At 63.0% G+C, this 7,804-nt stretch carries 4 protein-coding genes; 2 read left to right on the top strand and 2 right to left on the bottom strand.

Features of this window, described 5'->3' with window-relative positions; translation table 11 throughout:
- Positions 1-148 precede the first annotated feature (148 nt).
- The gene (locus QZ964_RS01790; RefSeq protein WP_292528281.1) at positions 149-2,443 is read right to left on the bottom strand and encodes an NADP-dependent malic enzyme; all 2,295 of its coding nucleotides are present in this window, start codon (positions 2,441-2,443) and stop codon (positions 149-151) included.
- Between the two features lie 286 nt (positions 2,444-2,729).
- On the opposite strand from QZ964_RS01790, the gene QZ964_RS01785 reads away from it, so the two are divergent.
- Entirely contained in the window at positions 2,730-3,656 is a 927-nt protein-coding gene (locus tag QZ964_RS01785) for a hypothetical protein (protein WP_292528279.1), read from the top strand.
- A gap of 130 nt (positions 3,657-3,786) precedes the next feature.
- Here the strand turns inward: QZ964_RS01785 and QZ964_RS01780 are convergent, their stop codons facing one another.
- A complete protein-coding gene (locus tag QZ964_RS01780) occupies positions 3,787-4,803 on the bottom strand; it encodes a DUF3616 domain-containing protein (RefSeq protein ID WP_292528278.1) in 1,017 nt (338 codons plus the stop codon).
- Positions 4,804-4,927: 124 nt separating this feature from the next.
- On the opposite strand from QZ964_RS01780, the gene mutS reads away from it, so the two are divergent.
- Positions 4,928-7,609 (top strand): DNA mismatch repair protein MutS, encoded by a 2,682-nt coding sequence (mutS, locus tag QZ964_RS01775; protein WP_292528277.1) that lies wholly within the window; start codon positions 4,928-4,930, stop codon positions 7,607-7,609.
- The last annotated feature ends 195 nt before the right edge of the window (positions 7,610-7,804 follow it).

Genomic DNA, 7,804 nt, shown 5'->3' with positions numbered 1-7,804 from the left:
TTCGTGTAAGTCTCTCGCTTCATGTGCGATCGCCTCCCCCTTGGGGGAAGTCGCGCGGCGAAACCGCGCGGGTGGGTGGGTAGGGGCGCGGTGCGGGGGGGCGCCCACCCCGCCTACGGCGCGACACTCCCCAACAAGGGAGGTTTGGTCATCCCCCGACGCCAAAAGCGGCGAGCGCCGCCATATTGACGATCTCAGTGTCCGTCGCGCCGAGTTGGACGATTTGGATCGGTTTGTCGAGTCCGACGATCAGCGGGCCGAGCACGGTCGCGCCGCCCAGTTCCTGTAACATTTTCGTCGAGATGGCGGCCGAATGAAACGCCGGCATGACAAGAACATTCGCCGTGTCGGTAAGGCGCGAAAAGGGGTAGGCGCTCATCAATTCCTTATTGAGCGCAATGTCCGCGCCCATTTCGCCCTCATACTGAAAATCGATGCGCCGGCGGTCGAGCACATTGACCGCCTGATGGACGCGCGCGGTGCGTTCGCCCGGCGGATAGCCGAATGTTGAAAAAGCCAGCATGGCGACGCGCGGCTCGAGGCCTATGCGGCGCGCCACGCCCGCCGCCTCGATCGCGATTTCGGCCAACTCCTCGGCGTCGGGCATTTCGGTGATCGCGGTGTCGGCGACGACCACCACGCGGCCGTTGGCCAGAATAAGCGATGCGCCGATGACGCGATGACCGGGCTTGTGGTCGACAACGCGCCGCACGTCTTCGAGCGCGTGGGAGAAGTTGCGCGTCACGCCCGTCACCATCGCGTCGGCGTCGCCCTGCGCCACCATGGCGGCGGCGAAGTGATTGCGGTCCTGATTGATCAGCCGCTGGCAGTCGCGCATCAGGAATCCCTTGCGCTGCAGGCGTTCGAACAGGAACTGCGCATAGACGGCGTTGCGGTGGGAGAGCTTGGCGTTGTGGATTTCGATCTCGGCTGGAAGTTCGAGGCCGGCGTTTTCCGCCGCTTCCTTGACACGATCCTCTCGGCCGACCAGCACGGCGCGTCCAAACCCCTGATGGACGAACAAAAGCGCGGCGCGGATCACCTGCTCCTCTTCCCCTTCGGCGAAGACGACGCGTTTGGGATCGCGGCGCACGCGTTCGTGAACCATCTGCATCAGCCCGGCGATCGGATCGCGGCGCGCCGAAAGCTCGGCGCGATAGGCCTTCATGTCCACGATCGGCCGGCGCGCGACGCCGGTGTCCATCGCTGCGAGCGCTATGGCAGGCGGAATAACTGAGATCAGACGCGGATCGAACGGCGCCGGAATGAGATAGTCGCGGCCAAAACGGGGACGCGCGCCGCGATAGGCGTTCGCCACTTCGTCGGGCACGTCCTCCCGCGCGAGCTCGGCGAGCGCCTGAGTCGCGGCGATCTTCATCTCCATGTTGATGGTGCGCGCGCGAACGTCGAGCGCGCCCCGGAAAATATAGGGAAAGCCTAGAACGTTGTTGATCTGGTTGGGATAGTCGGAACGGCCGGTGGCGATAATCACGTCGGCGCGCGTGGCGCGCGCTTCTTCCGGCGTGATCTCGGGGTCCGGATTGGCCATGGCGAAGACGATCGGATTGTCGGCCATGCTGAGAAGCATTTTTGGCGTGAGCGCGCCTTTAACGGAGAGGCCGTAGAAGATGTCGGCGCCTTCCAGCGCCTCGGCGAGCGTGCGCGCCTTGGCGTCGATGGCGTGCGCGCTCTTCCACTGGTTCATCCCCTCCTGGCGACCCCGATAGACGACGCCCTTGGTGTCGCACAGAATCATGTTGCGCGGATCGAATCCGAGAGCCTTTGCAAGATCGAGGCAGGCGATGCCTGCCGCGCCGGCGCCGTTGCAGACGAGCTTCGCTGTGCGGATGTCGCGGCCCGTCAGCAGCAGCGCGTTGAGCATGCCCGCGGCCGAGATGATCGCGGTGCCGTGCTGATCATCGTGAAAGACCGGAATGTCCATGAGGTCGCGTAGCCGCTCCTCGATGACGAAACACTCCGGGGCCTTGATGTCTTCGAGATTGATTCCGCCGAACGAGGGGCCGAGATAACGGACCGCATTGACGAAATCATCGACCTCCTTCGCATCGATCTCTAGATCGATCGAATCGATGTCCGCGAACCGCTTAAACAGCGCCGCCTTCCCTTCCATCACCGGCTTTGCCGCAAGCGCGCCGAGATCGCCGAGCCCGAGGATCGCGGTGCCGTTGGTGATGACCGCGACCATATTGCCGCGCGTCGTATAGTCGAAAGCCGCGGAAGGATCCTTGGCGATGGCGAGCACGGGCGCTGCGACGCCCGGCGAATAGGCGAGCGATAGATCGCGCTGAGTCGCCATCGGCTTCGAGGCGACGACGGCGAGCTTTCCCGGCCGGCCGCGCGAATGGAAGAGCAACGCCTCCTTGTCCGAAATCGCCGCGCGCTGCTCTCCTTCCGCCCGAGTCTCCGCGATGTCGTCGGCCATGCCCGCCCCTTTTGTGTTGCAATGCAGCGCGGCGACCATAACCGGAGCGTGGCCGCATCCACAAGCGTTTTGCCTCAAAGACGGACGCGCCAAGCGTCGCGGAACAACCGCGCACCGTCAGAGTTTTAGGGGCAGGCGCCGCCGACAGGCCGCGGCTCAGATCACGATCGTTCGTCAATAGCGCTGCGCGGAGGTTTCAAATGAATGGCATCATCTATCTCGTCGGACTCATCGTCGTCATCATGGCCATTCTATCGTTTCTTGGCTTACGCTGAGGAGGCGTCAGATGACTGATTACGCACAAACGGGCCTCGGCGTCAGACCCTCGCGCGGCGAAGCGGCCGCTATGACGGCCTTTGAAGAGGTTTCCGGCCGTTCGACCAACACCGATTGGCCGGCCATTATCGCGGGCGCAATGGTCGCCGGCGCAATCTCTTTTGTCATGGGGGCGTTCGGTTCTGCGATAGGCCTGTCGTTGACGTCGCCTTACGGCGGGGCCTCATGGTCCGTACATCTCATAGCGCTAACGCTTTGGGTGCTCTGGATCACCATTTCGAGCTTTGCGGTCGGCGGCTACGTGACGGGACGCCTGCGCCGGCGCGCCGCGGACGCTTCACAAGAAGAGGTGGAGGTCCGTGACGGCATGCACGGCTTGGTGCTCTGGGCGGCAGCGATGGTGGTGTTCGCGCTTATCGCCGGCGTCTCCATATTCCAGCTCGCAAAGGCAGGAGTCGTCGCGGCGGCGTCCGCCGAGAACGAAAGAACTGAGACATCGGCGCTTGCGGCTGCGGTCAATCCGGTTGAAGAGCGGGTGGATTTTCTCTTGCGCGGCGATGGCGACGTCAATGCGCGGGGCGTCATGATGTCCGCTGAATATCCGCGCGCGATCGTGATGCGCATCGTCTCACGCGGCGTTGCCACGGGGGACATTAGCGGAGAGGATCGCGCCTATCTCGCCAACGTTCTCGCCTCGCGTACCGGTCTTTCGCCGCAGGACGCCGAAGGGCGGGTGAATCTAACCGTAGAACGCTTACGCGACGATAACGCCAAGGCGAAGGAAGCGGCTGAGACTACGCGCAAAAGGGGCATCCTTCTTGCGTTCCTTTCAGCGGCGACAATGCTTATCGGCGCGGTCGCGGCTTGGTCCGCCGCGACGCTCGGTGGACGTCATCGCGATCAAAACATGGGTCTTGCGTCGCTCTCTCGCTTCTAACTGGAGGTCAAAAAATGGGACGGTCGATCTTGCTTTGGATGCTCGGCGTGCCGCTGCCGATTATCATCCTGCTCGCGCTGTGGCGATAAAGGAAGCGCCCCGGAAGAACATTCTTCCGGGGCTTTCTTTTTTAGGGCTTGCGCGGAATGTCGAAGACCAAGGGCGCGCCATTCTCCCCTCCGTCCGAGAGGACAAGCAAGCGATAGCGCTCGGGACTGGTATCGAGCACCGTGATGGCTTCCGGCTTGATCGGCTCGCCTTTTTCGCCAACGGGCGCGCCGTGGAGATTGAGTATTGCGAGTTCCTCCGCCTGAACCGACGCGCCTTTCGTTAGCCCACGCAATTCAACGATCGAATATTCCCCGGCCGACCCGCCATCGCTTGGACCGACAAGAGCAAGCGCTTCTCCACCCACAGTTGCAAGATCACGAAAGCCCCTGTTGGCGCCTAAACGAATCTTTGCAAGCGACGGTCTAAGATCGCCGCCTTCGAAAAGCGCCTTGGCTTCGACGCCGACGATGTAGGCGTTTCCTTCCACATTCGGCGCGCGCAAAGCGAAGAACAGCCGCCCGTTCGCAGCGGCCATGCCCTCGATGTCGACGCCGTTGCGCCCCTGCGCCACTTCGCACCGGCAGCCGCCTGGAAATACGAATGGCGCAAGCTCGGGCAAGCTGCGCATGGCGTCCCACAAGCGCTCGCTGTATGCGCTCGATTGAAGATAGCCGGTCTCATCGACAGTCAGCCGATAGACCCTCCGACTGTCGGGATTATCGCAGCAGGTCTTGCGCTTCGCGGCATGCGATCCGGAAACGTAGAAATAAGCGCCATCAACTGCCGCGGCCTCCGCATCGAGCTCCTTGTTCACGCCCTCGTACGTGAAAGGCTCCCCGACATAAACTAGCCGCTCGCCTTTGATCCGAATAAAGGCGCCCTGGCGACCCTCATCGACGGCGAGCACGCATATGCCGCTTGTCGCGCAGGCGAAGCCGCTGAAGGCTTCATTCGCTCTTTTCGCCTTTAAAGGCGTGCTGTCGACCTGCCAGGGAGTCGTCGATTCCGGCGAGACGCGTTCCACGGCGAAAGCATCCGAACTAAGCCAAGCGGCGATCGCGGCAATTGCGACAAATCGGGGGACGGCGGCTGTCATCGAAGTCTCCAAATAGAAGTTAAGACAATCGCAAGACCAATCTAGGCGGAGGCGTACCGCTCGTCCACATGCAAGCGCTCGCGTCGCGTGGCGCTCGCGTCGCAAGGCGGCTAAACTGGCGCGCATGAAACACGCCGCGCCCCCTCCTACGCCGAGCTCCGACGACAAGGCGTCGGCGCGCGCGACGCCGATGATCGCGCAATATATCGAGATCAAGGCGGCGAACGCCGATTGCCTTCTCTTCTATCGGATGGGCGACTTCTACGAGCTGTTTTTCGAAGATGCGCAAACCGCCTCGCGCGCGCTTGGCATCATGCTGACGAAGCGCGGCAAGCATCTTGGCGAAGATATTCCGATGTGCGGCGTGCCTGTCGAGCGCGCCAACGATTATCTGCAAAAACTCATTGCGCTCGGACATCGCGTCGCCGTCTGCGAACAGATCGAAGACCCGGCCGAAGCGAAAAAGCGCGGCGCTAAATCGGTGGTTCGGCGCGACGTCGTGCGGCTTGTCACGCCGGGAACGATCACCGAAGACGCGCTGCTTGATCCCGCGAGACACAACGCTTTTCTGGCGATAGCGCGTCTGCGCGGCGAGGATGGCCGTTGGCGCTATGGGCTGGCCAGCGTGGATATCTCAACAGGCGCGTTCACGGTCTGCGAGCGTGAAGAGAAGGGGCTTGGCGCGGAAATCGCGCGTCTGGAGCCACGCGAAATCATCGCGGTCGATGCGCTGTGCAGAGACCCGTCGCTTTCGGCTCTTTTCGAGTCGGCCGGCGTCCCCATCGCGCTGATCGGCCGTGATATTGGCGGCGGCGCCGACGCAGCGCGGCGTCTCATGAATTTTTACGCCGTCGCCACGCTCGACGGCTTTTGCGCCTTGAGCGACGTGGAACTCGCCGCCGCCGCGACGGCGATTGTTTACGTCGAACGGACGCAAAAGGAACATCGTCCGGCGCTTATGCGTCCGACGAGCTTGCGCGAACTGGCCACGCTCGAGATCGATGCGGCGACGCGCACCAATCTCGAACTGACGCGCACGCTCTCCGGCGCGCGCGAGGGCTCGTTGCTGTCGGTCGTCGATCTCACCGTCACGCCCGCCGGCGCCAGGCTTTTGGCTGAGCGCTTGGCGGCGCCTTTGACCGAACCGCGCTCGATCGCGGCGCGGCTCGACGCCGTCGAATTCTTTCTCGAAAGGCCGGAACTGCGCAGCGGGCTGCGCGCCAAGCTGGCGCGCGTGCCTGATCTCTCCCGCGCCGTGTCGCGTCTTTCTCTGCAGCGTGGCGGACCGCGCGATCTTGCCAGCGTCGGCGGCGCGCTTGAGGCCGCGCGGGGCATCGGCGTTCTTTTTGCGCCGCTTGATCCGCCATCGGAGATCGCGGCGGAAACTCAAACGCTTTCTCAAGCCGATGTCGCGCTTGCCGGAAATATCGCCGCAGCTTTGAGAGACGATCTGCCGCTCGATAAGCGTAACGGCGATTTCATTCGCGAGGGTCTCGACTGCGAGCTCGATGCGGCAAGGCGCCTTCGCGACGAAAGCCGCAAGGTGATCGCCGAGCTGCAGGGACGCTATGCTGAGCTCACCGGAGCGAAGCTAAAAATCAAGCACAATAACTTTCTCGGCTTCTTTCTTGAGGTTCAGCCGGCGCACGGGGAAAGGCTGCTGCGGCCGCCGTTCGATGCGACCTTCACGCATCGTCAGACCATGGCCGACGCCATGCGTTTCTCGACGCGCGAACTCGTCGAGCTCGAAGCGAAAATCGCGTCGGCCGCCGATCGCGCCCTGGCGCGCGAATTGGCGATCTTCGATGCGCTGGTCGCCGAGGTTTGCGGCGGCGCCGAGGACTTGCAGCGCCTCGCCGAGGCTTTCGCCCGGCTCGACTTGTACAGCGCGCTCGCGGAAGTCGCCGGCAAGCGCGGCTGGACGCGGCCAATGATCGACGCATCGCTCGATTTTGAAATCACCGGCGGGCGGCATCCTGTCGTCGAGGCTTCGCTTCAGTCTCAGGGCAAGGCGTTCGCCGCCAACGACTGTGATCTAGGCGGCGCCGAGGGCGGCCGGATCGCCGTCGTCACCGGGCCGAACATGGCTGGAAAATCGACCTATCTGCGCCAGAATGCGCTCATTGCGGTCCTGGCGCAGACGGGCTCTTACGTGCCCGCAACGTCCGCACGCATCGGCGTCGTCGACAGGCTGTTCTCTCGCGTTGGCGCTTCGGACGATCTCGCGCGGGGACGCTCGACCTTCATGGTCGAGATGGTCGAAACCGCAGCAATTCTGAACTGCGCGACCCTGCGCTCGCTCGTCATTCTCGACGAGATCGGCCGCGGCACGGCGACATTCGACGGGCTGTCGATCGCCTGGGCGACGATCGAACATCTGCATGAAGTGAATCGTTCGCGGGCGATTTTTGCGACCCATTTTCACGAGCTGACGCAGCTGGCGAAGCGACTGCCGCGTCTTGTCAATCTGACGATGAAGGTCACGGATCACGCCGGCGAAATCGTGTTTCTCCATGAAGTGATCAAAGGGGCCGCCGACCGCTCCTATGGCGTGCATGTCGCGCAGCTCGCAGGTCTTCCGGCGGGCGTCGTCGCGCGCGCGCACGCCATTCTTGGAGAGTTGGAAGCGGCGGACCGGCGCGCCCCGGTCGAAACATTGATCGACGATCTGCCGCTTTTTGCGCGCATCTCAGACGCGCCGGCGCAAAAGGACGCGTTGCGCGACGCGCTTCACAAGATCGATCCGGACCAGATGACGCCGCGCGAAGCGCTCGCGGCGCTGTACGAATTGAAGAAGATACTCTGAAGGCGCCGTCGCGCTTCAAACAGAACTTGAACGCTGGTGACTAAGTCGCAGACCGCGACCCGTTCAACACGCACACTCCAATCATGAGCCTCGTTGTGTTCTTTCGTCGACGCCAGACGCGTCGAACCAGGGCGCAATGAATCGTCTACGCGCCGTCGCCGCCTGCGGTCATCGCTTAAGCGTGTCCGTCTCTTA

The organism is Methylocystis sp. (assembly GCF_021731785.1).
Lineage (GTDB): Bacteria > Pseudomonadota > Alphaproteobacteria > Rhizobiales > Beijerinckiaceae > Methylocystis.
The sequence above is the reverse complement of the archived record's forward strand: the minus strand, read 5'-3'. Positions and strand labels throughout refer to the sequence as shown.

What these genes read in the sequence shown, in the direction of transcription:
- QZ964_RS01790 (WP_292528281.1), bottom strand. Translation starts at nt 2,443, where the DNA reads ATGGCCGACGACATCGCGGAGACTCGGGCGGAAGGAGAGCAGCGCGCG.
- QZ964_RS01785 (WP_292528279.1), top strand. Translation starts at nt 2,730, where the DNA reads ATGACTGATTACGCACAAACGGGCCTCGGCGTCAGACCCTCGCGCGGC.
- QZ964_RS01780 (WP_292528278.1), bottom strand. Translation starts at nt 4,803, where the DNA reads ATGACAGCCGCCGTCCCCCGATTTGTCGCAATTGCCGCGATCGCCGCT.
- mutS (WP_292528277.1), top strand. Translation starts at nt 4,928, where the DNA reads ATGAAACACGCCGCGCCCCCTCCTACGCCGAGCTCCGACGACAAGGCG.